Origin of the sequence: Staphylococcus pseudoxylosus (assembly GCF_044794325.1) — a bacterium.
Taxonomy (GTDB): domain Bacteria; phylum Bacillota; class Bacilli; order Staphylococcales; family Staphylococcaceae; genus Staphylococcus; species Staphylococcus pseudoxylosus.
Map to the genome: position 1 here is coordinate 2,304,083 of NZ_CP085024.1, position 26,565 is coordinate 2,330,647.

At 32.3% G+C, this 26,565-nt stretch carries 30 protein-coding genes; 10 read left to right on the forward strand and 20 right to left on the reverse strand.

Features of this window, described 5'->3' with window-relative positions; translation table 11 throughout:
• Positions 1-280 precede the first annotated feature (280 nt).
• Positions 281-898 carry a DUF1361 domain-containing protein gene (locus tag LG295_RS11070; protein WP_318833085.1) on the forward strand — a complete coding sequence of 206 codons (618 nt, stop codon included), beginning with the start codon at positions 281-283 and terminating at the stop codon, positions 896-898.
• Positions 895-1,170 (forward strand): hypothetical protein, encoded by a 276-nt coding sequence (locus LG295_RS11075; protein ID WP_107530480.1) that lies wholly within the window; start codon positions 895-897, stop codon positions 1,168-1,170. Before LG295_RS11070 ends, LG295_RS11075 begins: the two co-directional genes overlap by 4 nt.
• Before the next feature lie 383 nt (positions 1,171-1,553).
• On the opposite strand, the gene mdh is transcribed toward LG295_RS11075, so the two are convergent.
• From mdh to LG295_RS11100, 5 genes are all read right to left on the reverse strand, one after another.
• Positions 1,554-2,489, reverse strand: a complete 936-nt coding sequence (gene mdh / locus LG295_RS11080) for a malate dehydrogenase (protein WP_107530481.1) — start codon at positions 2,487-2,489, stop codon at positions 1,554-1,556.
• 100 nt (positions 2,490-2,589) lie between these two features.
• Entirely contained in the window at positions 2,590-3,201 is a 612-nt protein-coding gene (locus tag LG295_RS11085; RefSeq protein WP_107530482.1) for a DedA family protein, read from the reverse strand.
• Between the two features lie 33 nt (positions 3,202-3,234).
• Positions 3,235-3,534 carry a hypothetical protein gene (locus LG295_RS11090; protein WP_107554499.1) on the reverse strand — a complete coding sequence of 100 codons (300 nt, stop codon included), beginning with the start codon at positions 3,532-3,534 and terminating at the stop codon, positions 3,235-3,237.
• 25 nt (positions 3,535-3,559) lie between these two features.
• Entirely contained in the window at positions 3,560-4,468 is a 909-nt protein-coding gene (locus tag LG295_RS11095; protein WP_318833086.1) for an aldo/keto reductase, read from the reverse strand.
• A gap of 34 nt (positions 4,469-4,502) precedes the next feature.
• Positions 4,503-5,429 carry a GTP-binding protein gene (locus LG295_RS11100; protein ID WP_318833087.1) on the reverse strand — a complete coding sequence of 309 codons (927 nt, stop codon included), beginning with the start codon at positions 5,427-5,429 and terminating at the stop codon, positions 4,503-4,505.
• Positions 5,430-5,656: 227 nt separating this feature from the next.
• On the opposite strand from LG295_RS11100, the gene LG295_RS11105 reads away from it, so the two are divergent.
• Positions 5,657-6,100, forward strand: a complete 444-nt coding sequence (locus LG295_RS11105) for a MarR family winged helix-turn-helix transcriptional regulator (RefSeq protein ID WP_017722569.1) — start codon at positions 5,657-5,659, stop codon at positions 6,098-6,100.
• A 288-nt stretch (positions 6,101-6,388) separates the two neighbouring features.
• Here LG295_RS11105 and cydC read toward each other — a convergent pair whose 3' ends face one another.
• The gene (gene cydC / locus LG295_RS11110; RefSeq protein WP_107530486.1) at positions 6,389-8,068 is read right to left on the reverse strand and encodes a thiol reductant ABC exporter subunit CydC; all 1,680 of its coding nucleotides are present in this window, start codon (positions 8,066-8,068) and stop codon (positions 6,389-6,391) included.
• Positions 8,052-9,695, reverse strand: a complete 1,644-nt coding sequence (locus LG295_RS11115; RefSeq protein ID WP_107558304.1) for an ABC transporter ATP-binding protein/permease — start codon at positions 9,693-9,695, stop codon at positions 8,052-8,054. The genes cydC and LG295_RS11115 overlap by 17 nt, the downstream gene beginning before the upstream one ends.
• A gap of 295 nt (positions 9,696-9,990) precedes the next feature.
• Between LG295_RS11115 and LG295_RS11120 the strand changes: the two genes are divergently transcribed.
• From LG295_RS11120 to LG295_RS11135, 4 genes are all read left to right on the forward strand, one after another.
• Positions 9,991-10,866, forward strand: a complete 876-nt coding sequence (locus LG295_RS11120; RefSeq protein WP_107530488.1) for an undecaprenyl-diphosphate phosphatase — start codon at positions 9,991-9,993, stop codon at positions 10,864-10,866.
• Positions 10,867-11,068: 202 nt separating this feature from the next.
• Positions 11,069-11,770: a hypothetical protein gene (locus LG295_RS11125; protein ID WP_107530489.1), complete on the forward strand. Its 702-nt coding sequence runs from the start codon at positions 11,069-11,071 to the stop codon at positions 11,768-11,770.
• A 5-nt stretch (positions 11,771-11,775) separates the two neighbouring features.
• A complete protein-coding gene (locus LG295_RS11130) occupies positions 11,776-12,240 on the forward strand; it encodes a YaiI/YqxD family protein (protein ID WP_107530490.1) in 465 nt (154 codons plus the stop codon).
• Positions 12,241-12,242: 2 nt separating this feature from the next.
• The gene (locus LG295_RS11135) at positions 12,243-12,809 is read left to right on the forward strand and encodes a TIGR00730 family Rossman fold protein (protein WP_107530491.1); all 567 of its coding nucleotides are present in this window, start codon (positions 12,243-12,245) and stop codon (positions 12,807-12,809) included.
• 59 nt (positions 12,810-12,868) lie between these two features.
• On the opposite strand, the gene LG295_RS11140 is transcribed toward LG295_RS11135, so the two are convergent.
• Complete coding sequence (locus tag LG295_RS11140; protein ID WP_107530492.1) at positions 12,869-13,483, reverse strand: LysE/ArgO family amino acid transporter; 615 nt, start codon at positions 13,481-13,483, stop codon at positions 12,869-12,871.
• Between the two features lie 118 nt (positions 13,484-13,601).
• Here LG295_RS11140 and LG295_RS11145 point away from each other — a divergent pair, with 118 nt between their 5' ends.
• Entirely contained in the window at positions 13,602-15,029 is a 1,428-nt protein-coding gene (locus LG295_RS11145; RefSeq protein ID WP_318833088.1) for a PLP-dependent aminotransferase family protein, read from the forward strand.
• A 230-nt stretch (positions 15,030-15,259) separates the two neighbouring features.
• Here LG295_RS11145 and LG295_RS11150 read toward each other — a convergent pair whose 3' ends face one another.
• From LG295_RS11150 to LG295_RS11165, 4 genes are all read right to left on the reverse strand, one after another.
• Entirely contained in the window at positions 15,260-15,811 is a 552-nt protein-coding gene (locus tag LG295_RS11150; RefSeq protein WP_107530494.1) for a GNAT family N-acetyltransferase, read from the reverse strand.
• Positions 15,812-15,912: 101 nt separating this feature from the next.
• Positions 15,913-16,209, reverse strand: a complete 297-nt coding sequence (locus LG295_RS11155; protein ID WP_017722579.1) for a hypothetical protein — start codon at positions 16,207-16,209, stop codon at positions 15,913-15,915.
• A 313-nt stretch (positions 16,210-16,522) separates the two neighbouring features.
• A complete protein-coding gene (locus LG295_RS11160; RefSeq protein ID WP_107531662.1) occupies positions 16,523-16,735 on the reverse strand; it encodes an SA0632 family lipoprotein in 213 nt (70 codons plus the stop codon).
• A 40-nt stretch (positions 16,736-16,775) separates the two neighbouring features.
• Positions 16,776-17,243 carry a GNAT family N-acetyltransferase gene (locus LG295_RS11165; protein WP_326020359.1) on the reverse strand — a complete coding sequence of 156 codons (468 nt, stop codon included), beginning with the start codon at positions 17,241-17,243 and terminating at the stop codon, positions 16,776-16,778.
• A gap of 101 nt (positions 17,244-17,344) precedes the next feature.
• On the opposite strand from LG295_RS11165, the gene LG295_RS11170 reads away from it, so the two are divergent.
• Positions 17,345-18,028, forward strand: coding sequence for a DUF1129 family protein (locus LG295_RS11170; protein ID WP_326024669.1), 684 nt, complete (start codon positions 17,345-17,347; stop codon positions 18,026-18,028).
• A 223-nt stretch (positions 18,029-18,251) separates the two neighbouring features.
• Here LG295_RS11170 and LG295_RS11175 read toward each other — a convergent pair whose 3' ends face one another.
• From LG295_RS11175 to LG295_RS11195, 5 genes are all read right to left on the reverse strand, one after another.
• On the reverse strand, positions 18,252-19,412 hold the full coding sequence (locus LG295_RS11175; protein ID WP_107531665.1) for an MFS transporter: 1,161 nt from the start codon (positions 19,410-19,412) through the stop codon (positions 18,252-18,254).
• A gap of 259 nt (positions 19,413-19,671) precedes the next feature.
• Positions 19,672-20,160, reverse strand: a complete 489-nt coding sequence (locus tag LG295_RS11180) for a DUF456 domain-containing protein (protein ID WP_107531666.1) — start codon at positions 20,158-20,160, stop codon at positions 19,672-19,674.
• 2 nt (positions 20,161-20,162) lie between these two features.
• Positions 20,163-21,374, reverse strand: coding sequence for a sugar efflux transporter (locus LG295_RS11185; protein WP_325999514.1), 1,212 nt, complete (start codon positions 21,372-21,374; stop codon positions 20,163-20,165).
• A 98-nt stretch (positions 21,375-21,472) separates the two neighbouring features.
• Entirely contained in the window at positions 21,473-22,327 is an 855-nt protein-coding gene (locus LG295_RS11190; RefSeq protein ID WP_107558309.1) for a LysR family transcriptional regulator, read from the reverse strand.
• A 215-nt stretch (positions 22,328-22,542) separates the two neighbouring features.
• On the reverse strand, positions 22,543-23,232 hold the full coding sequence (locus tag LG295_RS11195; RefSeq protein ID WP_199186508.1) for a DUF402 domain-containing protein: 690 nt from the start codon (positions 23,230-23,232) through the stop codon (positions 22,543-22,545).
• A gap of 210 nt (positions 23,233-23,442) precedes the next feature.
• Between LG295_RS11195 and LG295_RS11200 the strand changes: the two genes are divergently transcribed.
• Positions 23,443-24,555 (forward strand): 5-methyltetrahydropteroyltriglutamate--homocysteine S-methyltransferase, encoded by a 1,113-nt coding sequence (locus tag LG295_RS11200; protein WP_404475932.1) that lies wholly within the window; start codon positions 23,443-23,445, stop codon positions 24,553-24,555.
• Between the two features lie 84 nt (positions 24,556-24,639).
• On the opposite strand, the gene LG295_RS11205 is transcribed toward LG295_RS11200, so the two are convergent.
• The 3 genes from LG295_RS11205 to LG295_RS11215 all read right to left on the reverse strand — a co-directional run bounded on the left by LG295_RS11205 (position 24,640) and on the right by LG295_RS11215 (position 26,432).
• Entirely contained in the window at positions 24,640-25,146 is a 507-nt protein-coding gene (locus LG295_RS11205; RefSeq protein ID WP_107531671.1) for a cupin domain-containing protein, read from the reverse strand.
• Position 25,147: 1 nt separating this feature from the next.
• Positions 25,148-25,864, reverse strand: a complete 717-nt coding sequence (locus LG295_RS11210; RefSeq protein ID WP_325999517.1) for a YebC/PmpR family DNA-binding transcriptional regulator — start codon at positions 25,862-25,864, stop codon at positions 25,148-25,150.
• Positions 25,865-26,075: 211 nt separating this feature from the next.
• Positions 26,076-26,432 (reverse strand): transcriptional regulator, SarA/Rot family, encoded by a 357-nt coding sequence (locus LG295_RS11215; RefSeq protein ID WP_101103954.1) that lies wholly within the window; start codon positions 26,430-26,432, stop codon positions 26,076-26,078.
• Positions 26,433-26,565 lie beyond the last annotated feature (133 nt).

The window sequence follows — 26,565 nt, forward strand, 5'->3', positions numbered from 1 at the left end:
CTTTTATACTTGCATTTATCCTCCTATAAATCACATGCTTCAACACGCTAATACAGAGTTATATCTGTTTGTTTAACGTGTATAGCTTAAGTTAATAATTGAAATTTATATTTAAAAAATGTATCATGTAGTCTCATATTTCAAAAACATAGGTTAATATTTATCTTCGCCTATTAGCACAAAATAACTTTTAGATTGCATTTACTCATGTACAATCAAATTACAATTCATTAGTAATCTATTATATTAGCGCTTAATTAAAAAGAAAGTAGGTGTATTTATGCAAGCGCGTTATATCGCTAGAAGCATTTTCCTTATATTGATATTAGTTTCAATATTTTTCAATAATTATTTCCAATTTATGACGCTTAATCTATTTCTAGCGTATGTGCCGTTTGAACTATGCTTACTGTTAAATTTATTTAAACCAAAGTACAAATATGAGTGGCCATTATTCATTATTTTCACACTTATTTTTGTCTTGATGGTACCAAATACTTTGTATATGATTACCGACTTAATACATTTAAATCAGTTTAATTTCAATTTCTATCAAGGTTTAATAATTAGTGAATGGGCATATTTTGCATTCCTTGTATCTGCCGTATTACTAGCTATTTACCTATTAATTCTAATGTTTTTAGAAATGGAACAATTCACGCAACATCTCTGGCTCAATAGATTAATTATTGTAGTTATGATGTTCTTAAATGGTCTCGGTATATTTATTGGACGCTTCTTACGTCTACATTCAGTTTATCTTATTCATGAACCGCTTCGTATTTTTAATGAAGTATCTTCGAGCTTAAATACTGATACGTTACGTTTTATTTTATTACTTATTGCATTACAAGTGATCATATTCCTATTTGCGAAAGGAGTGCGTAGCGTAAAATGACTTTGAATATTTTAGTTCTCATTATTGTTTTAATTCTATGTCAATTAATCATCGGACACTTATTACATGATGTAGGTTTTTCATATCTTCATAGCATTATATTGATGTTGTTCCCGTTAGGTATTGGTTTATTTTATCTACAACTATTTTATTATGAACGTCATTACCCAAATTGGAGCGTTCCTATCAACGTAAAATTAAGATTGAAATATATGTATATATTGACATTTTTTGAATACGTAACTTTATATATTTGTGTCTTTAGATTTTAATAGATTTACGAAGCATTTATTCTTATGAATATAAACAAACGGTCTCATACCTATAAATATATGTAATAATTTATATTCTTTCCTAAATAGAACTCAGCTGTCGACAAGTCCAAAGCATTTGTCGACAGCTTTTTATGTGTATATACATTGGTTCATCCATTAAGATAATGTGATTAATAATCTATTCATTTTTCTAAATAAACCAACTACATTCTGTCAGGTTTTCATACTTTTATTAGCTGAGCAAACCTATATTAACGAATCTTTATTACTACTTTATCGTTATCAAAATTAAGGGCTGAGGCATGTTATTATGCCCCAACCCTTAACTTAAGCGTTATATATAAATCACTAATTTAAATGATAGTATTATGCCATAAATTTTAAAGCTTTAATGCTTGTTTAACTTCTTGAACTGACTCTGCAGAAACTTTTAATTGTTCATATTCATCATCAGATAAATTTAAATCTACAATACGTTCAATACCATTTGAACTTAATATTGTTGGAACACCTAAGCATATATCTGTAAATTGATATTCCCCTTCTAGTAGTGCAATACTAGGCAGTAATCTATGTTGGTCCTTCAATATCGCTTCAATCATACTGTATACTGCTGAAGCTGGCGCATAATAAGCTGAACCATTTCCGAGTAATTCTACGATTTCTGCACCACCCTTACGCGTGCGTTCAACAATTGCCTCAATTTGTTGTGCATCAAGTAGTTTATGAAGTGGTACACCATTAACATTAGTTGAATCTACTAACGGAACCATCGTATCGCCATGACCACCTAATACTAAACCTTTGATATCTTTAATAGAAACATTTAAAGCTTCAGCAATAAACGTTAGATATCTTGATGTATCTAATACACCGGATTGTCCTATTACTCTCTCTTTCGGAAATCCAGAAGCTTTTAATACTGAATAAGTCATAGCATCTACAGGATTTGTAAGTACGATAATTTTACAATCAGGTGAATATTTGACTATTTCTTTTGTAACATCATGCATAACCGCCTCATTAACCTGTACTAAATCATCACGACTCATTCCTGGTTTACGTGGAACACCTGCTGTAATCACTACAACGTCTGAATCTTTTGTATCAGTATAATCAACGGATCCTTTTACATTTACATCAAAGCCATAGACCGGACTACTTTCTAAAATATCTAGTGCTTTCCCTTTAACTTGACCTTCATTTGTTGGACGGTCAATCAGTACAACGTCAGCCAACTCTTGTTGAGCAACAATAAAAGCCAATGTTGCACCCGTATTGCCACCACCGATAATTGAAACTTTTTGTTTTGTCATAAAAGCAACTCCCTCATACAATCTCGTGATTACGTTACTTAAATTATATCATCTCTAACTACCGATAACGATTTCATTTCGTTAAGTTAAATTATCAAATTTACTTATGTGTTTTTTGCCTTTTAATCCATTTCCAAATTATAAAAATGACTAAAACAATTAAAACGAAATAAATAATTTTGGAATAGATATCCATGTAGTAAACAATTGCATGCCAATTTCCGCCCACAGCTTGTCCTAAATAAATCAACACGATATTCCAAATTAACGTACCAAGTGTGGTAAACAAAATAAACAAAGGTATATTCATTCGAGTTAAACCAGCTGGGATAGAAATTAAACTTCTTAACAGTGGCACAAAACGACAAAAGAAAATTGTCCAATATCCATACTTTTCAAACCAATTAATCGTTCTATCTATATCCTTGGTTTTCACACGTAAAAACTTACCGTAACGATTTACAAAGCGATATAAGTTTCGTTCACCAATCCAGGCGCCAATACCATAGAGAACAATAGCACCAATAACAGAACCAAGCGTTGAAGTGATTGTCACACCAATAAAGCCTAAATCAGACTTGGTTGTCATAAAACCACCAAACGTTAAAATAATTTCAGATGGTATTGGAGGAAATATATTTTCCAAAAAAATTAATAATCCTATACCTAAATAGCCATGTTGCTCCATAAAATGCGTTATCCACTGTTCCATTCATTTCCTCCTAAAGGTCGTTAAAACAAAGTATTAAAATAGATTATTTGTTAACGCATATAAATACATTGATAAGCCAAATAGAATCATACTTAAAATTGTTAGTATCAATGCTAAAACAATTGTACGTTTATAATGTTTAATAAATGCTATGAATAAAATAGCACCATTATAAAAGAAAAATAGTCCAAAAAGTGTCATCATTATATTAATATCAGGATACACAATATTTAATATTGCAATGACTAAGGCAAAACCTAAAAACGGAAAATTAATAAAATTACGTTGAAACTTATGTTGATTTAATTGATGCTGTTCGTTCTGTGTATTCATTATCTTTACTCCTTCAAACTTTAAACTACGGGATGTCATGACCTAAAGAAGCCGTATAAATATCAAACCATTCTTGATCTGTCAGTGACACCTTCAAGCCATTAACCGCTTCATCAATACGTTCAATTTTGTGTGTGCCTAACACAGGCATGAGTGATGCCGGGTGTTTATTTAACCATGCCATAATGATACCGTTCGAGGTTACATTATATTTTTGTGCTAAAGGGGAAACAACTGCCATGATTCTAGCAGATTTTTCGTCTGCTAAATCGAATAATTTACCACCTGCCATAGGGCTCCACGACATAATTTTAACATCATCTTTATACATATGATTAATGATACCATTTTCAATAGCATCTAAAGTATATGGCGACACTTCCAGTTGATTTAAAGTGATATGCAACTTATCACAAACTAGACATTTACTTAGTAAATCGTATTCAGATTTATTGAAGTTCGAAACACCAAATGACTTAACTTTCCCTTGTTTAACTAATGCTTTTATTGCTTCAGTCACTTCGTTAGGATCCATTAAAGGTGATGGTCTATGAATAAGCAGAGCATCTAGTTGTTCAACTTGTAAGTTTTGTAGTGAACGATCAACAGATTGAATAATATGCGCTTTACTATGATCATAGCGATGCCCACTTGTTTCATGAAGTGGACTTGATGGCAATACGATACCACATTTAGTTACAATCTCAATTTGATTGCGCAGTTGTGGTGATAGTTTTAGTGCTTCACCAAAGATACCTTCACAACTGTATGAGCCATAAATATCAGCATGGTCCATAGTTGTGATACCTCTTTCAACTAATTCATTCAAATATCTATTTAATTGTTGAGGTGTCCAGTTCCAGTCTTTCGCTCTCCAAAATCCTTGTATTACATTCGAAAAAGAAACGTATTGATTAATTTTCACTTTATTCATATATCTTCAACACCCTTTTTATTTTATTCAATAATCAAGTGAACTGTAGCATATCCAATTTATTGCGCAGTTGGTTTTCATCTATTTGTTCACCAATCAATACAATTGTTAACGGCATCGTTGTATCGATGACTTCATAATCTGGCAAACCAAATGCATATTGAAATTCATATATATCATTTGGTGCATCATGAAACTTGACGTATCCCTTTAATCTTAGAACATTATCAGGTAGTCGTAAAATAAACTGATAGAATAATTGACGATCAATTGGTCCAGTAAATTGATACTGCATGCTCTTAATACCATGATGATGCATTGATTGACCTAAAGGTGACATACTATCATCTGTAGTTAAAACTAAGTTATCCATATCTAAATCAGCAAATGATGTATAAAATTTTGGTGCTTGTGGATTAATTTTTTCAATTTCTTTTATCTTATCGCACTCAACACTTTCCAACAAATCCATTTTATTGACCACAATTGCATGACTTATTTGTAATTGTTCTTCCATCAATTGTATTGTACTATTAGTATATTGGGCTCTAGCCAAAAATCTCGGCGCATCTGCTAGGCCTATAACTACCGGTGTGGCAAGGTGTTCAACGATTTCAGGATCTTGGCAAGCCGCAATAATTTCAACTGGGTGTGCGATACCCGTCGCCTCAATTATAATATGGTGCATTGCACTTTTGTTAATAAAATGTTTTAATTGTTTTATTAAATCCCGTTGCAAGTCACAACATATGCAACCATTTAATATCGATGCAACCTCTATATCATGGCTTAATGCATTGCTATCTACATCTAAATTGCTGTATTCATTTACGATGATACTTGGGTTTTCATTTTTATTTAGTAAATATTTTACATAATTACTGAGAAAAGTTGTTTTCCCACTACCTAAAAAACCTGTTACTACGGTAATAGCTATTTTAGGCTGTTTAATATTTTTCAAAAATCTCACTCATTTCATAAATTTAAATGTTTGTGTAAAAGATAATTTTTTCGTATAATTAATCTTTCACTTGATAAAATATTAGATATCTTCTAAACTTTATACACGCTATATTTTAGCATGGCACAGTGCAAAAGTATGTTTGAGGAAGTGTCACACACAACGTTAGACGGATTCAGGTCCGATGCAAAGTAAAGAAAACGGATAGAATGTCTGGAGGAGAACTTATGTCTGAACCACTTAATTTAAAGGAACAACTTTGTTTCAGTTTGTATAACGCTCAAAGACAAGTAAATCGCTACTACTCAAATAATGTCTTTAAGAAATACAAACTAACATACCCACAATTTTTAGTACTTACTATTCTTTGGGGTGAATCACCTGTCAATGTCAAAAAAGTCGTTACAGAATTGGCGCTTGATACTGGTACTGTATCTCCATTACTTAAGAGAATGGAACAAGTTGATCTAATCAAACGTGAACGTTCTGAAGTTGATCAACGTGAAGTATTTATTCATTTGACTGATAAGAGCGAAGCAATTCGTCCAGAATTAGATACTGCATGTCAAGATGTTGCAGTTGCATCTTCTCTTGATGAAGATGAATCTAAAGAATTAAATAGATTACTTGCAAAAGTAATCGATGCCTTTACTGAAGAAAAAGCAAAATAAGCTTTTCTACCTACATTAAAGGTCAAAGATATATCAAAATGATTCCTTAAATATACTTGATTTAAAGAGAGAGCTCAAACACTTTGGTGTTTGAGCTCTTTTTTGACTATTATAAAACTTCATACTGTAAACTATAAATCTTAAACATCCTTGTTTGCAATACCACTGATTTTTCGACTTAGAAACCCTTAAATTCTTGCCCTCCGTAAAATTGAAAGTAAGGTCTATTTTGGTAATTTTAAGCCAAGTTAAAACCACAAAATTTAGAATTTATAATGATTCATAACATTATGAAGCATTAATCTTAAGCATTTGTTGTAGATAGCCATTTTCTTTGGTAGCTAAAGTTTCATAACTACCTTCTTCTAGAATAGCACCTTCTTGCATAACAATGATTTTATCAAAATTTGGTAACAACCTTAAATCATGCGTAGCTACAACTAAAGTTTCAGCTTGCTTATGGACTAAATCCATAACTACATTGGTATGATGAACATCTAAAGCAGTTGTTGGTTCATCAAGTATCCAAAGTGAAGCAGGTTTTAATAATAGTCTTGCTAAAGCCAACCTTTGTATTTCCCCTCCAGATAATGTCTGACCAGAAAGTGTAATCACTCTATCTAAATTAATGTGCGCTAATCCAATTCGGTCTAATACTTCTCTAAGGGCATCATCTTCTTGTTCTGAAAATAAATTCTCTCTTACAGTACCATCAAACAATTGTTGGGATTGTAAGAGTGCATTGATATAACTATATTTAGCTTCATTTACTATTTTAGAAATATGTTGTTGATGTAAAAGTATTTCCCCTTTATCGCTTTGATATAGACCTAGCATAAGTTGTAATAAAGAGCTTTTACCTGAACCAGACGGTCCTACTATCGCTACGTGTTCTCCTTGGTTTATGACTAAGCGAATCTGGGATAATACAGGTGTGGACTGGTTCCAATACTTGAAATCAACGTCTCGTAATTGCATTAAAGGCAATGCATCGGACGTTCCCATTTGCATAGATTCATCACCTTGTGTCGTTGGATGTGCAATCACCTCATTAATATCAGTTAATGCTTGGTCCGTATCAGCTTTATAATAAGCCACGTTACTCATTGGAATCGCTTGTTCAAATAATGTTAACATCATTAAAACAATACTCGTCAAATACACAACATCTAATTGTTGGTTTTGTACTTGAACAACACCTAAGTATAAAGTGAAAAATAATGCAATCATCGCTACAACATTCAAGCTATATTCATAAAGCGATAGAAAACGTTGTTCTTTAGCTTGTACGCTTTCATACGCATCTAATTGCTCTATAACTTGCTTTTTATAATATTCCGTTTGATTAAATCGTGTTAATTCATCGTACCCTTCTTTATAGTCATAAAATTGACTTAAAAATTCACTTTGGACTTCATTTACTTGTCTTTTTAATATACGTGCTCTTTTAGCACTTAGCCAAGGGATAACAATTAACGTAGCAATCATACTCAAACAAATAATCACTGCATGTATATAAGAAAAATAAAATATCGTAACCATTGTGACGATTGCTGTTAAACCGATGACTACAGGCGGATAGTAAACTCTTAAATATATGTTTTGCAAAGACTCTACTCTACCAATCATACGTGCAATCAGATCACTAGAATTGAATTTTCGGTAAACATCCGGCACAACTGGTAGTAACTTTTTGAAGAATTGAACTCTCACATCGCGTAACATTGTAAATGTCGTTCTATGAGAAAGTAGTCTCTCAATATATCTCGCTACGGCTCTAAGAAATCCAAACATTTTCACTGAAACAATCAATACCATCAGTGCGAACAGTGGCGCTCCTAAAGCACTTTGAGTAATCATATAACCACTTAAAAAGAACATACCTAATGCGACTAAACTACCGACTACACCAACTAAAATAGATAGTATTAAATCCTTATCTATACTAAATTTAATTCGTGGTTTCATGTTCATCACCGCCTTGTTGAGGGTCGTTTGATTTACGGATATCGCCTGACTTTAAAACGCCCTGTTCAATCAAAATACGTCTGTCTGCATTTTTAATTGTATGAGCTCTATGCGCAATAGTAATCATAGTAATATTAGAAAACTGTTGTTCAATCACATTTTGTATTACATTTTCAGTTTTCACATCTAAGCCTGTTGCTGGCTCATCAAAGATTAATAGGTCTGGGTGCCCCAATAATATTCTTGATAGCTCTATACGTCTCATTTGTCCGCCTGAGAGCATCTCTCCACCTTCACCTATGCTTGTGTCTAAACCATGTTTTAGCGATAACACTTTTTCTTTTAATTCTACATCATCTAAAACTTGTAATATTTGTGCTTCCTCTACTTGATGAAACATCGTTATATTATCTCGTATAGATGCATTGAAAATATAAGGAGCCTGACTAAGAAACCCTATATTTAAATTTTTCTGTTTGTAAGTAATCGTGCCACCACTAGCTTCCAAATTTTGCGCAATCAGTTGCGCTAATGTTGATTTTCCTGCGCCACTTTTTCCAATTAATGCGATATGCTCCCCACTTCTTATACTTAAATTAATATCTTTTAATGCATACATAGAACTGTCTTTATATTTAAAATACACTTGGTCTAATCGAATCAAAGCACGCTGATTTAAGTTAATTTGAATTTGAGGTTTAGGATCTTTATTCTCCTTGTCCAACACTTCAAACAACACATCACTAGAACCTTCACTTTGTTTCCCAGTGTGGAAAGACTGACCAAGGTCTTTAATTGAATTGTAAAATTCTGGCGCCAATATAATCGCAATTGCCGCTGTCTTAAAGTCTAAATTATGAAATAAGATCAAACCTAAACCAGCCTCTAACGCAACTAAACCAATACCGAGCATACTAATAAATTCAAGCATTAAGCCAGATAAAAAGGCGCTTCTTAAAATACGCATCGTTAAATCTCTAAACGTAGTACTTTCTTCATAAAGTTCCTTTTCTGTATGTTCAGTTCTATTAAAAAGTTTTAACGTGATGAGACCTTTTATTTTATTTAAAAATTGTTGGCTAAACTGATTTAAATAAGTCATTTTATCTTTAGATTCATCACGGGTTTTCAAACCAAAAATGATATAAAAAAGTGGAATAAAAGGCGCTGTGACCATCATAATCAATGCCGTATTTAAATGAACAAAACACATAGCAATAATTATTAATAATGGTATCATCATTGATTTAAATACTTGTGGGAAATAACTATTAAAAAAAGGAACAATACCATCAACACTTTCGGTTAAAGTGTTCATTTGCACACCAATTGGATCTTTGGATTGCTTTATAATAAGTTGCTTTCTTAAATCACGCTTAACTTTCGCTGCCATTTGATTGCCTATCATTTGATTTATAGTATTAAATGTAGCACGTGCTATTAAAACTACTAATGTAAACATTAATATATTTAATAAATCATGATTAGTGCTTAATAACATTGCGTTTAATATTTCTGCAATAGAAATATTTTGTACTACAACTGTAATTGCTAAAAGTGTACTAACTATAAACATAAAGATAGGATATATTTTATATTGCATTGCCAAACTTGTTAATCTTTTCACAAATATCACCTACCTCACATTATAGACTGCGTGTATAAAAATTAAATTAATTCGCTCATTGTTTTATATATTTTTTCATGATGTTTTCATATTTTAGACATAATTAATTTTTATAATTTTAATTGAAATTTTACTGTAACTTTACACATGTCCTTTAAAATGACTATTATCTATTAATTATATACGTCTTTAGTCTAAAATCACATTTTTAAGTGGCATAATACTTTTTTATTGTGCTATCATTAAAAAATGAAAATACACAAAATTTTATAAGTACTATGAAAGTAGGTAAATTATGTTAATACTTGAATTGATTAAAGGTATCATTCTAGGTATCGTTGAGGGTTTAACAGAATTCGCGCCCGTTTCATCAACAGGTCATATGATACTCATAGATGATATGTGGTTGAAATCGAGTGAGTTTTTAGGATCTGAATCTGCATTTACATTTAAAATTGTCATCCAACTAGGTTCAGTATTCGCAGGCGCTTGGGTGTTTCGTGAGCGTTATTTCGAAATGTTACATATAGGTAAATACAGAGCAGAACCTATCGATGGTATTGGCCAAAAGCCAAAACGTCTAAACTTATTACATGTCATTGTAGGTATGATTCCTGCAGGTGTGTTAGGTTTGCTCTTTGATGATGTTATCGAAAAATATCTATTCAGTGTACCAACAGTAATGATTGGGTTGTTTATAGGTGCCATTTATATGATTATTGCTGACATCTACAGTAAAAGAGTTACAAATCCACAAACTGTAGACCAAATCAATTATTTCCAAGCTTTTGTTATTGGGCTATCTCAAGCCATAGCGATGTGGCCAGGTTTTAGTAGATCTGGTTCAACAATCTCTACTGGTGTATTAATGAAAATGAATCATAAGGCTGCCTCAGATTTTACGTTTATTATGGCAGTGCCTGTCATGCTTGCAGCAAGTGGTTTATCACTAGTAAAAAACTTGGAATATATTCAATTAAATCACATTGGCTTCTATATTCTTGGCTTTATCGCCGCGTTTATTGTTGGATTAATTGCAATCAAAACTTTCTTATACTTAATTAGTAAAATTAAATTAATACCATTTGCAATTTATAGAATTATATTGGTCATTATCATCGCCATTCTATACTTCGGCTTTGGTATTGGACAAGGTATCACAGGAGAATAATTTAAAGTCTAATTTAAACGCTTGAACATTAAAGCGGATAAACATCTCTCTATTTCTTAGATGTTTATCCGCTTTTTATTCTTTTCTTAAATATTAGTCTGTTTCTCCCTAATAAATCCTATACTCAGGCTATATTTACCGTTTATTTTCATGTATGATAGGGTAATATGAAGATAGTATAAATTAAATGGAGGCAACGCATATGGACAAAAAGCAATTAATTAAAACAATAATCACAGTGGCTCCTGTGTTTTTAGTACCATTAATCGTTGAACGTAAACGAATTAAAGATCACCCCGACGTTAAAAAAGCGAGCGATGCAACCGTAAACGCTTCTAAAACAGTTGCAGATAAATCTGTACAATTTAAAGATACTGTCGTAGAAAAATCATCTCATGCAAAAGAATATGTAGTAGATAAGAAACACGACATCGATCAAAAACGAGAACTTAAACGTATCGCTAAAGAACACGATCCAGCATATATTGAGAAAAAAGGCGAAAAATTAGAAAAGGAAAATCGCAAAGAAGCTCAAAAAATGGATAAGATTCTTCAAAAAAATATCGACAAACGTCATAAAGAAGAAGAAAAAGCACGTCAAGATAATGAAAAACAGCGTATTAAAGATATGAAAAAATCTAACAAACATATGGAGAAAGTTGGACTAACACCTGGCAAACTTGACGATGAAACTGAGAAAAAAGGCGAAAAATTAGAGAAAGAAAACCGTAAAGACATTCAAAAACTAGATAAAATCCTACAAAAAAACATCGACAAACGCCACAAAGAAGAAGATAAAGTACGAGCAAAAGATAAAAAAGCACGCTTATCTGAATTCAAAAAATATAAAGACTACGTTGCTAAAAGCGTTGTAAAACAAAACAACGAAAATAAAGGCGAATAACACTAATGACACAAGTCATTATAGATGGAGATGCTTGTCCTGTAATCAATTCAGTTATTGAATTGACTGAAGGGACAGGCATTTTTGTTACAATCGTTCGTAGTTTCAGTCATTTTTCTACTATAGAACAACCAGAACATGTAAAAACCATTTATGTCGATGATGGACCAGATGCTGTTGATTATAGGATTGTTAAACTAGCAGGAAATGATGATTTAGTAATTACGCAAGATTATGGCCTTGCAAGTTTATTACTTAATAAAACAAAGCTTGTCATGCATCATAAAGGCTTTGTATATAACCACCAAAATATTGACACTTTACTTGAGCAAAGGCATACGAGTGCACAATTTAGAAAAAGTGGCGGCCGTACAAAAGGCCCTTCTGCGTTTACAGAACAAGATTTGGTTAAATTTGAATCTGCATTTTCATCTATATTACAAGACCAATACTTGAACAAGGAGGATTAAACATGAAAAGAATTGCTGTTTACTGTGGCGCTAGTAAAGGAAATGACCCTTCGTATATGTCAGAAGCTTATCAGCTCGGTAAAACTATGGCCGAAAAAGGTTATGAATTAATCTTTGGAGCTGGTTCTGTAGGCATTATGGGGGCAATCCAAGATGGCGTACTAGATCATGGTGGTAGCGCTATTGGCGTTATGCCTAATATGTTAAATGAAAAAGAAATAACGAGTAAGAAATTAACGGAACTTATTTTAGTTGACTCTATGCATGAAAGAAAAAACAAAATGGCTGAATTAGCAGATGCATTTATCATGGCCCCTGGTGGCGCTGGTTCTTTAGAAGAATTCTTTGAAATGTATAGTTGGTCACAAATCGGTATTCATCAAAAACCGATTGCTGTATTTAATATCAACGGTTTCTTCGATCCATTACAATCCCTATTATCTCATATGATTGAAGAAGGCTTTATTGATGCTAAATACGATACTTTAGCACCCTTATGTGATACAACAGAATCACTATTTGAAACTATCAATCATTATAAACCATTAGGCGTTAGAACTTACGACTAACTAGCAAGGGCAAGGAAGTAAATTATTTTAAATTCGCTTCCTTGCCCTTTGTTTATAATTTAAATAATTGCTATTAACTGTTTTAGTATCATCAATACAACGATAATGATAATTATTGCTGAACATTTATTTAATACCACAATATATTTCCCTGTTTTATCTACATGTCCTATAATCTTCCCTACTATCGCTAACAAGAAAAACCAAATCCATGATACCAATACTGTGACAATGGCAAAGACTACCTTTTCCACGCCTTCATATATTGCAGCACTTGTACCTATTACACCTATCGTATCCATAATTGCATGTGGATTTAGTAATGACACTGATAATGCGAAACCTATTTGCTTTTTAGCAGTCATAGGTTGATATGTTTGAAGTTGATATTGATGTGATGTCCATAAAGACCATGCCATATAAACTAAAAAGACCATGCCTATGCAATATATACTTATCTGTAAAATAGGCAAAGACAATAAAATAAATGATACCCCTAAAATAGCTAATAATATTAATAATGTATCACATAAACCAGCGGTGATTATTACCGGTAGTGATTTGTAGATACTTTTATGATTAGCCCCTTGATTAAATACAAAAACATTTTGAGCTCCTAAAGGCAATATAAGTCCTAAAGCCAAAAGTAATCCATGAACTGCTGGTTGCAACATACAAAACTACGCTCCTTCAATTATTACATCTATACCGACTATGCTATACTATATGCACAGAAATTGGACCAACCAGATGCAAATTAAAATACCAACCAGATTATATAGGAGTTATTTTATGTTCAAACCAAAATACAAACATATTATTGATGATGTCATTTCACAAATTGATACCGGAGCATTAGAACCAGGCATGCAGTTACCTTCTCAAAGAGATATGGCCAGAAAATATCAAGTGAATCGTTCTACCGTTATACAAGCAATCGATATCCTTAAAAGTCAGGGGATAATAAAAGGTAAAGAGAAACAACGCTTATATGTATCTGGAAACACTTGGCATACTTATATTAGAAACAATATCAATTGGCAAAACTATATTAGCAATAGTACAACTAAGAATAATCAGTACTTTGTTCAACAAATAAACAAATTAGAATTCCACGCCAACATGATACGTTTAGGTACTGGTGAACTTGCTCCCAATCTTATACCTAATGAACAGTTCAAAGAAATTTTGAGTAAGTGTAATACTAATGTGTTAAACACTAATTACGAACCACCTCAAGGCAACCTCAAGCTTAGAGAAGCAGTTGTACAATATATGGAGAAATTAGGCATCACATGTACCGTTGACCACATTTGTATTACCTCTGGTGCATTACAAGGTTTAAAACTAATTGCAGATGGTTTACTTATCCCACAATCCAAAATAATTGTTGAATCTCCTTCATATATAAATTCAATACGTACTTGGCATAATATTAGAGCTGATATACAGAAAATAAGCATTTCTGATATTAAAAGTAATATTAACAATATATTTAAAGCACGAGCACAATACGCAAACAGCATTTTCTATTGTATACCGACATTACACAACCCAACACAACATTGTTATTCAATAGAAGAAAAACAAAAAATTATCATGCAATGCGAACAACTCGATATGCCTATCGTAGAAGATGATATTTATGGCGACTTATATTTTAAGCATGAACGTCCCAAACCCTTAAAGTCATTTGATACAAATAACAATATTTTATACCTGAACAGCTTATCTAAAACTGTAAGTCCTGGTTTGCGTGTCGGTTGGATCGTTGCCAAACCTTCAGTTGCGGCACATTTAGCTGATTTAAAAATGCAAAATGACTATGGCGCAAGTTCTATATCACAATATATCGCAACAGAATGGTTAACACAGCCACAATATCACGACCAACACCTCAAAAGACTAAAAGATAAACTTTTAATTAAAAGAAATTTATTTTTAGAAGCTCTGAACAAATATTTTAGTAATTTAGGTTCGTGGTCCACCCCAGAAGGGTCATTTTATATTTGGTTCCAATTTAAGTTCTCCATCGATATGAAAAAACTTTTCGATGCAGCTATTACAGAAAATATACTAATTAATCCTGGTGAAGTCTATGATAAACATGCGCGTCATTGTATCCGTTTCTCGTATGCTTATATCGATACTGATGACATCGATGTCGCTTTAAAACAATTAAGCGAAATAATCCGAACACGTTTTATCCCATCGTCATAAATAGAGCGCGAGACAGAAATCTAACTTATTTAAAAAGATGTCGTCTTCTCATTTAAGCAAAGATGGCTAGGGTTGATAAGGATACAAAGTTTACCTGAGCGAAACTCATCTAGACATATCACTAACTCAATAAGATGATAAAGGCTGAGACAATTAAATTTGCCTCAGCCTTTATCTTACTTGCTATGCATTTGTAGGAATGAGCGTGTATACTATCAAAACAACGCTGCTCAGACGTTTTTTGATAAATCTTTATGATATCTAACATGTCTTTTAAGTGGATGATATTTGCTAAGATTAGGATACTCAAAATAATCGTATAATTTCATGCCAATTTTTTCCATTACTTTTCTAGAAGCTGCGTTATTTTCTGAAGTAAAGGCATAGACATCTTCTAAACCTTGAGATTTAGCATATGCCAATACAGCTTCCGCACCTTCTGTAGCAAAACCATTCCCCCATACTTCAGGGATTAAGCGCCACCCTATTTCATAAAACGGCAACTCTTCAAATGTATATTTACTTTCTTTAGGTACATAATTCAATCCAATAAAACCTAACCAACCATTCGTTTCTTTCAATTCAACAGCGAATAGGCCAATATTATATTTTGATATAACTTCATCCATTTTATTCATATCGTGTTCTGAACGTCGATAACTTAATAAACTAGGGAAATATCTACGAACTTGTTGATTTGCGTTCATTTGTTGAAATGGCAGCAAGTCTTCCTCTCGCCAGTCACGTAACCTTAAACGTTCAGTTTCAATATAAACTGTCATATGTTACACCTCTATACTGGAAAATAAATTTCTATATAAAAGTAACGCGTTATGAAACAATTCATATCGCGCTACCTACATATTCTATCAATAATCAACATTTAAGCTCTTGAAATATAACTAATCAATTCTACGTTTACTGCAACTTCTTTCAAACGGCCGCGTTCACTTTTTGGTGCAGTGAATGTTGCATCAATAAAATCATTTTTATGATTTAATCTGTAAGTAGCTACAAAAGTATCTGTATCAGATTCAAAGTTTGGTAAGTGTGCGATCACACGTTTAATTTCACCTGTAGAGTCTTTTATTTCTCTACCTGTAATATTTTCTATTTCTCTACCTAATTCTGGTAAAGTGATAGTTCTGCCTTCTAATAAATTGAAATCTTGTTCGTGCATATTCATTACCTCTTTTCTATGTAAGGAAATTATCAAAATTTAACTTACTCCAAACTAGTCGTTAACTCAAGCCTGACTGATTGATTAATAACTCCCTTATATTTCAACTTCTTTGCATTTTTATACGTATTTACTAATCCACATTATGTTTAATGATACCCATTATAACAATTAGTAAAACTATATTACAATGATTTCCTAGGAAATATTACAACGTATTTTTAAAATATAATTAAATCTAATTTCTATATATTATACAGATATATTTTTTCATTCTCCTTATTTCATTCGACTATCCAACAATCTATGCGTTTTAAGTCTCTGAATTTATATCTTTTTCTAAGCTTTCAGATTTATCCTTCAGCTTATCATGTTCTTTTTCTAATTTATCTTTTTGCTTTTTCAAATCTTTTTGTTGTTTTTCTAATTTATCAACATCTTTTTCCAATGATGCTTTTTCATCATCTTTACCACAAGCTGTTAATGTAACTGTCGCTGCTAATATGAGTGCCAAACACCTTTTCATGTAAGAACTCCTTTTTCATTATAATATATTAATTTTATCATTAATTATTATTATCTTCATTAATTACTGATAGTTTTTTGGACATAATTACTTTCTCTACCTGATAATCCATATTTAAATTCATTTCAATCATTTTTTTGTTGCTATATGCAACGGTACTTTCTATTTTTTGAACACCATGACTAATCCCCCACGCTTCAATGGAAGATTTCAATTTGCCACCTATACCCTGGTGTCTATATTCAGGATGGACATAGAGCATTTCAATCACAACTTTACACCCATCTGCCTCAATCCTACCCCATATAAATCCTAATAAAACGCCATCCACTGTTTCAATTAAAATGCGACCCGCTTCTAATTTCAAGCTCCGCTCAATCATTTCTATACGCAAAGCGACTGACAAATTAGTTTTTTTGTAATCATGATACTGTTGTTCAAGTTGTTGCTCATGTATGTTGGCAATTTCTTCTATAAATTGATTTTGCGATAGTGAAAGTTGTTTCATAATTCCTCCTTTAAAAAAGTTAAGTTGATTTATATTGTGATATTCGTCATAATAAGCCATATCTTATTCTTACATTCTATAAAAAAGGTAGCGGAATTCAAATGAAATCTACTGAAAGATTAATGCGTGAAAATAATGTAAAATCACTACGATTAAACAATACTGATAGAGAAACATTCGAAAACTATATGACATATGTACGCGCGGATCTAAGTGTGAATCCCCATGATTCCGAAAAGATGTTGAATCGTATATTAACTCAATTATTACAAGCCGAAAAAGAAGGCACGCTCGCTATGGATTTCTTTAATCATGATCCTAAATCACACGCAAAACAAGAAATTAAAAAATTGCCGAACGAGACACTCATCAACATATTCAAATATATTTTCCAACACATTTTACTTTTCTTTGGTATTTTTTGTTTCCTAAAAGGATTTATTGGCTTTTTTATCGGTGCTAAACGACTATATATATACACATTTCCGATAATGTTACTCGTGGGTATTAGCATTATTTTCATTTTTATATGGATGATTTTTAAAACTGTACAAATGCAATGCTTTACTAAATCACATTGGACTTGGGTTATGACATACATCAGTATTATACTGTTGTTATGTGCGATATTTTATGTATTTTTTGTACCTCAAGCAGCGCTCGCTGTAGGTCCTTACATTTTCATAAGTAATTGGACATTTATTATTATTTCTTTCATAATTATTCCAATTTCATTGTATATCGATCATCACTATATTAATAAAGATGCAAATACTTCGTTATGATTTAGTGAGAGCATGATTTTAATATTAAAAAAAGCAAGAGCCTGAGACATAACTCGATATGTCTCAGGCTCTTATTTTATCTAACTTATTATCTAGCTAAATTAAAATATTTCTACTTATGATTTCTAAAGTCTATTACCATTTCTGAACAAGTATAGTACAAGTGTATATAGCAAGTTACATCTCTATTTATTCCACTTTTATTAACCATGATCGCATTAATTTAAGTTGTCATGCCCTCTTTTTTCTCAACTGCAACACTGATAAATAAGAATATTAAACCTATCGCTGTTAAAATAGGTGCGATAAGACTTAGGGACGCTACTGGTAAATGTGTAACAACTAGACCACCTATAAAGGCACCTAAGGCATTACCTAGATTAAATGCTGATTGATTCAATGTACTAGCAAGCGTTGGCGCATCCTTTGAAATTAAAGTACTTTTGAACTGTAGTGATGGACTCATACTAAATCCTATTAGACCAAAGAAGAATATACCTGCGACCATTAAGAACCCGTTCATTTGGATAAAGTATAACAGTACGAAATATAAAATAAATACTGTAAATATCATCTGTAATGCTTTATTTAAATTCCAATCTGCAAGTTTACCACCTACGACATTACCTAATGTAACACCTACACCAAATATAATTAGTAGGTATGAAATAAGATGTTCTTGAACATTAGATACATCAGTCAATACTGTAGAAATATATGTGAAATAAGCAAATACACTACTAAAACCGAATAATGTTACTGCTAATGTTAGCCATAAACGCTTCTCTTTTAAAATTTTCAATTCATTTAATACTGAAGATTTAATTGTTTCACGTTGCATTGGCACAAAAATAATGATGCCTACTAAAGCAATCGCTCCAATAATAGAAATAACAATAAATGTCATTGGCCAACCGAAATTCTGACCAACCAATGTACCGAATGGCACACCTAAGATGTTACTTAAACTTAGTCCCATAAACATTAAGGCCATGGCACTTGCTCTTTTCTCTGGTCTAACCATATTTGCGGCTAGTATAGAGCCTATACCAAAGAATGAACCATGTGCTAATGATGTAATAATACGGCTTGTCATCATAAATCCATAACTCGGACTAAATGAAGCAGCAAAATTACCTAAAATAAAGATGCCCATTAATACTAATAAGAGATACTTTCTATTCCATTTTATCGTTAACATAACTATGATTGGACCACCAATGGCAACACCTAATGCATAACCAGTAATTAACTGTCCTGCTTGACTCACAGTTACATCAAAGTCCCTTGCAATATTTGGTAAAAGTCCCATAATTACAAATTCTGTCATACCGATTGCAAACGCACCGATAGCAAGCATCCATATAGCTATTGGATATTTCATTTTGACTCCCCTCCTATTCCTTTTTTTAAACATGTTTGTGATTATACTAAAATAAAGTTAGTGAAAACAAGGCAATTGCTTAATTTTTTATTAATTTATTATATTAATGCGCTTTCATTAAAATTATATGTGTATTTAATCGTTCTAATTTAATTTTTGAGTGATAATTTTTCACAAAAAAAGAGCTAACAGTACTCTTAGAATTAAATGAATTGCTCACTTTATTCTCAAGATGAAACTATTAGCTCAAAATATGATTTTAATTAATTAGTAATGCATCTACAAAAAACCATACTACCATAATAATCATGATCATCGCTTGTGCAATAGTACTTGCTAAGAATGCTACAACTGAACCAAAACTTGCTTTTAAAGCTTTTGAAAAATTTGGTTCTTGAATCATTTCTACAATTAATACCGCAGCAAATGGAACAATAATAATGCCGATAGGTGGAAATACAAAGCATCCTACAATAACACCAACAAGGGCTGCGTACTCACTTTTTTTTGAACCGCCAAATTTATTAACAAAGTATTGATTCATTATAAAATCTGCAACGATTATAAAGAGTGTAAGCAAAATCATAGATACATAGAATACCCATGATAAGTTACCATTGTGGAAACCGAATTGATAAATTAGAAAACCGACCCATAAGACAAGCACAGATGGAATAACCGGCTTAATTAAACCGATAAACGCTAAGACAAATGCCGCTATAATACATAACCATAAAATAATTGTCATTATTAACTACTCATACTTTCTTCTGTAAATTTTTGATCCTTAGTAAAGAAAATGAGAATCATGCCTATAAATATAGATCCTGCAGAAACATAGAAAACATTTCCTAAACCAACCCATTGACTCATTATACCGCCTAACAAGTTACCACATAATTGTCCAATAACCATCGCATTAGCAAATAATGTTGAGGCATAACCCGGAAAGTCTGGCAATATATCCTGAAAGTAACTGATTCCTAAACCAAGTAGTATCGCTAAAAATATCGCTAAAAATACTTGGCCTACAAACATCATGGCTAAACTTTCGAACACACCGATACTAAAATAAAATAACCCTCCGAAGAGACCACCTAACATGAGTAAGGTGCGTGTTGTCAGTTTTGCTGACAATATGCCTAAAATAACCATAAAAGGCACTTCCAATCCAGCACACAAACTTGCTAATCCACCAACAAAACCTTCTGGTTCATTAAGGTATTTCGTCACAAATAGCGGCATATTCAATGTATACATCCATTGCCCTATATGTAGTAAAATAAACGCTAAAAACGGAACAAATAGTGACTTATCATTTAACATATTGGGAGCTGTAGTCTCAACATGGTTTACATCAGAAACTGTGTGTTCTGTCTTTATATCCCTAAAGAAAAACACTTGCAATAATAAGGTGAAGATAATGATTGTAATCGTACCACCAAACAAGCCGGAATATCCATTAGCACTTAGTAGTAAGGCACCGATTAAAGGACCAAATAAAAAGCCGAATGAAAACATAGACCGCAAAACTGCATTGGCAAATTTAGCTTTATTCCTTGATGCAGAAGCATTAATTGATTCACGTGCTGATGCATACATTTGAGGCATCGCTGGCGCAAAACACCCTTGGAAAATAGCGTACATTGCTATAAAAATCCATATTTCATGTATATAGAAATAAATTGAAAAACTAACTGCCCCCATAAATAAGGCTGCAATTATTATTAATTTTCTATTAATATTATGCGTATCAGAAAAACGCGCAACTACCGTATTCATTATAAATTGACTAATTGCAGCTAAGGCTAACAATAATCCATATTGCGTGGAAGTCATACCTAAATCATTTGTGGCAAACAATACTAAATATGGTACTGTAATTGCTATCCCCATACCTAACAGCATCATATTCACTACAAATAATTTGTAGTTTTTAATATGTAATAAGGCACTAAACATGCAGACAACCTCTATTCTCTTAATAATATATTTCTTCATCAGTGCAATAATTTCAATATTATAAAATAAAAACTTAAATCAAACCTATATCTATTTTATTACTCAACATATTCCATCATTAGATTTATAAATGACTCTACTTGGGGCAACTGTGTCATACTTGAATCGTAGCTTAAAAACGTAGAACGTATGAGTGGTTTACTATCAATATCCACACGTTTAAATTCGAACAATTCGCGATCTAGATGTTTCATCATAATTTCTGGCAATATTGTTACGCCAACACCATTTAGTAACATTTCTTTACAGGTTGCCACTTGATCTACTGTAATCATTGCGTGGTAATCTTGCCCAATTTGATTTCCATACCATTCTTTTATTTGATTAATATAAATTGGGTCTGCTTGGAATTCGATAAATGGCATTGTTTCTAGTTCATCATTCCTATTTTTAGGATAGATGAAGTAATGCTCGTCATTAAAAAGGTGTGTATTACTTAAATTCATAATCTTATTACCACGAATAATCATGACATGATAATCTCTGTGGTTTGCTTTAATTTGTTCGCTTGAACCAACTTGAACTTGAATTTCTACATTAGGAAATTGTCTCGTATACAAATTCAACACTTCAGGTAACAAGGTTTGGCCAATTAAAGACGAACAACCGATTGATATTGTTCCATTAATTTCACCAATATGCGCTTGCATTTTATCTAGAAACAAACGCTCTCTATTCAGCATTTCTCTAGCGTGTTCAATTATCATTGTACCTTCAGTCGTCGTAATCAATTGTTTCTTAGTTCGGATAAAAACATTGACGCCAAAAGCATTTTCAATCGCTTTAAGTCTTTGCGTAACTGCAGGTTGTGAAATATAGAGAATTTCAGCTGCTTTCCTCAATGTTTTTGTTTCATCCAAAGTAGTTAACAAGCGATAATCGTCAATCTTCATAATTATCCCCCTATTTTTATAAGCCCCTGTTAATTATCGTGTAATATATCTGATTTTTATTTGTGTTGATTACATGCATTTCTAAGTTTTCCATTATACATGCAATATTCACTATAACACGTTTATTTATATACTTATATGCCTTTTCAATACATGAGTTTTTGTAGTTCGCATCGTTTGCAATTCGTATTAACTACACTTTAATTACATTACATTTATTTGCTCTTTTCATGATGTGAAGACTTTTGTTGTCCTTGTTTATGCGTTGATGTATGTTTATGTTGTTTATGTTTATCATGTGCATGTTGTTTGGGTTTATGCGTATTATGTTTGTTTATTTTCGGCTTATGTTTACTATGTTTCTGTCCTTTTGTTTTCTGTTTGATTTTATGATAGCAATACATAATTTTGTCTTGCATAGTTGGAAAATCGGCATCAATTTTTATCATAAGCTGATGCGCGATTACATATGCTTCATGATATTGTTTCTTAGTAATTTGTCCTGTATCCAATGCACGTTGTAAATCATCTTCATCAACAAGTTCATAAGATCCATTTGGCAATACAAGCACATCTAAACATAAATCAATCGTACGTGCATTTCCTTTCTGTGTAACATTCTTTAAATTGATATCAAAATAATATTCTAATGGGTTGCCCTTGTCATCTAACATCACTGTAATACTATAACGTTTTTTCTCAGGTAAGATTTGTAACCACTGATAGTTGTCATCAGCAACAATAATGTTTTGTCCAACAACTGATACCTCTAATGGCTCTCGAACTTTTTTCATAGTGACTAAACCAATAATACCTTTAAACTTATTATTGTTCACTTTGACCTCTGTGTATTCTCGATCAATGATGCGACGCCAGTGACGCTTATCAATATATTTTACTTTCACTGTCACCAACTCCTTGTCATTATTATATAAAACTGTTTCTCACATGTCATCTCATGAATTATATTGATGTCTTTTATTTTTAACTTTAAAATTTGATTAGTATTATTGTACTATATTTCATAGTGTAAAAGCGAAATTGACAATTCCCAAGAAGTCTGTTAAATTTTATCTATATTTTTCAGAAAATTCCATAAATAAAGGAGCCTAACCATGACAGTTATCCATAGACCATTTAGAGCAGATCATGTTGGTAGTTTATTACGACCAGATCGCTTAAAAAAAGCACGACAAGACTACAAAAATAATGTAATCAACGCACAAGCACTGAAAGCTATTGAAGATGAAGAGATTGAACATATCATCGAAAAGCAATTAGAAGTAGGATTACATAGTATTACAGATGGAGAATTTCGTAGAAGTTGGTGGCATTTCGACTTCTTAGAGAACTTAGAAGGTGTTCAAGGCTATACATCCGAACACGGTTTAGAATTCGAAGGTGTTGAAACTAGAAATCATAATGTGAAGATTGTAGACAAGGTTGCATTTAACCCAAATCACCCCCATTTTGAACATTTCCAATTCTTACATGAAAAAGTAAACGGCCGCGGGATATCAAAAGTCTCTATTCCAAGCCCTAACCAACTTTTCCATCCAAACATTTTAAATGAAACAATATATCCAGATATTGAAGCGTATTCACATGATGTTGCCAAAGCATATCATGATAGCCTATTAAAATTTTATGAACTGGGTGCGCGTTATATTCAATTAGATGACGTTTATTGGGCAAACCTAACATCAGGAACTCAAAAAACACGTGGTCGTGATCGCACTGAAGACGAAAAAGAAGCTGCACGTCAACTTGCATTCCGTGTCGTCAATGAAGCAGTACAAGGATTACCAGAAGATTTACTCATTACAACACACGTTTGTCGAGGGAACTACCAGTCTACTTGGGCAATTTCAGGTGGTTACGAACCAGTAGCGCCTTATTTATTCCAGGAAAATTTAGGTGGATTTTTCTTAGAATATGACGATGATCGCTCTGGAGACTTTGAAACTTTACGCTATTTCCCAAATGATAAATCAGCAGCAGTACTAGGTTTATTCACTTCAAAAACTGGTGAACTTGAGGATAAAAATACTATACTTAAGCGTATCGAAGAAGCTCAGCAATATGTGAAATTAGATCAAATTTGTTTGAGCCCTCAATGTGGATTTGCATCTACCGAAGAAGGTAATAAACTTACGGAAGATGCACAATGGCAAAAACTTGCTTATGTAGTAGAAATTGCAAAAGAAGTATTTGGTACTGCAAAATAACATAAAAATGAAACAGTATTAACGATTTGAGAGCCCGAGACACAAAGTAATGTCTCGGGCTCTCAAATTTAATTTTTATAGAATTTAAAATTTGTTCTGTTTAATAGCTTCGGAAGATAATGCATAACGCATATTGATATCTTCTAAGTTAGGATATTGTTCGTTCAACCAACTTTGGCTCAATAATTCAAAATGTGCAAACTCAAATGCAGGTTGACACATGCAACCAACAAGTGCGTAGTCATTTTGCCCTTCAACTGATGATGCGAATATGGTCCCTTTTGGTACTACATACTGTAATACGTCACCGTTTTCTATATGCTTCCCTAAAGATACTTGTTCGTATCTACCATCAGGGTGAATCATATGAATCGTAAGTGAGTCACCATCATGATGATACCAAATTTCATCTGCATCTATACGATGGAAATGTGAAATATTGTCATGCGTTAATAAGAAATAAATACTAGAATATTGAGCTCTTTGATTTGCATCTTCTGTAGTACCTTTAATAACTTCTTTATAATATCCACCTTCTGGGTGCGGTTGCAATTGTAATTGTGAAATCCAAGTTTGTATGTGTTGATTCATGTTATTTCAAATCCACGTTATGAAATACGTTTTGCACATCATCTAGGTCTTCTAATACTTCAATAAGTGTTTCGAATTGTTCCTGATCTTCTTCTGATAATTCGATATCAGATTGGGGTAACATTTCAAATTCCGCAACTTTAAATGTTTCAATACCTATTGCTCTTAATGCATCTTGTACTTGTGCAAATTGGTCTGGTTCAGCGTATACAATAGTTAATCCATTTTCATCAATCACATCTCTGATATCCACATCTTTTTCCATTAATGCTTCTAATGTATCGTCTACTGATTTGCCTTCAAACCCAAATACAGCTGTATATTCAAACATATAAGCGACTGATCCTGATACGCCCATATTGCCTCCATTTTTACCGAAGGCTGCACGTACATCTGAAGCAGTTCTATTTACATTGTCTGTCAAAGCATCAACAATAATCATTGAGCCATTTGGACCAAAACCTTCATATCTTAATTCATCGTAATTTTCTTCACCAGAGCCCTTAGCTTTTTCAATCGCTTTCTCAATAATGTGGTTCGGAACTGAATAAGTTTTGGCACGCTCTAATGTTAAACGTAAAGCTTGGTTGGCATGCGGATCAGGTTCACCTGATTTAGCTGCTACATAAATCTCTTTACCAAACTTCGCATAAATTTTACTTGTATTTTTATCTTTTTGGGCCTTTTTTTCTTTAATATTATTCCACTTACGTCCCATGATTTCATCTCGCTTTCTCGATTACTACATCTATTAATATGATATATTATACAATATTTTTGCTTTAGAATATAGATTTACGCACATCAGTTGAACCCAAGTCTTTTTCAAACTATAAAAACTACAGATATTTACCATATAAAGTAAATGCCTGTAGTTTTTATTTTAATATGCTATTCAGACTATTGAAGTTATTAAATTACACTATCGTTTACTTAACATATCCTTCAATATCATCTAATAAAGTTTTATAGTTTTGTGCATTGTCATTATTCATAAATAAGTATACTTTACGCTCATCTTCAGTTGAACGTATTTTACTTACTCTATCTTGATCAATCAACCTACGAATCGATGCAAGTACCTTAGTCCTACTTAACTCAAGTTCAGTAGTTGCAATTTTTAGAAATGGTTGCATTAACATGTTATTTTCACTACAGTTTTGCTCTATCAATTCTAAAATTGCAACGTCATTCATAGTCAATTTGTAGTTTGATTCAATGTAGTGCATTAAACTTTTATATTTTTTATAAATATTTAAAAATTGCTCTTTTTTGTCCTTATTCACTGTTGTTACACCTCCAAATGCTAGTAAACAATACAATACAATTATCCATAAATTACAAGTCTATGTCCTTATTATTTATAATTATAGATTTGTCAAAATTACGAATAACAATAAATTGTATTTTGCTACGCAT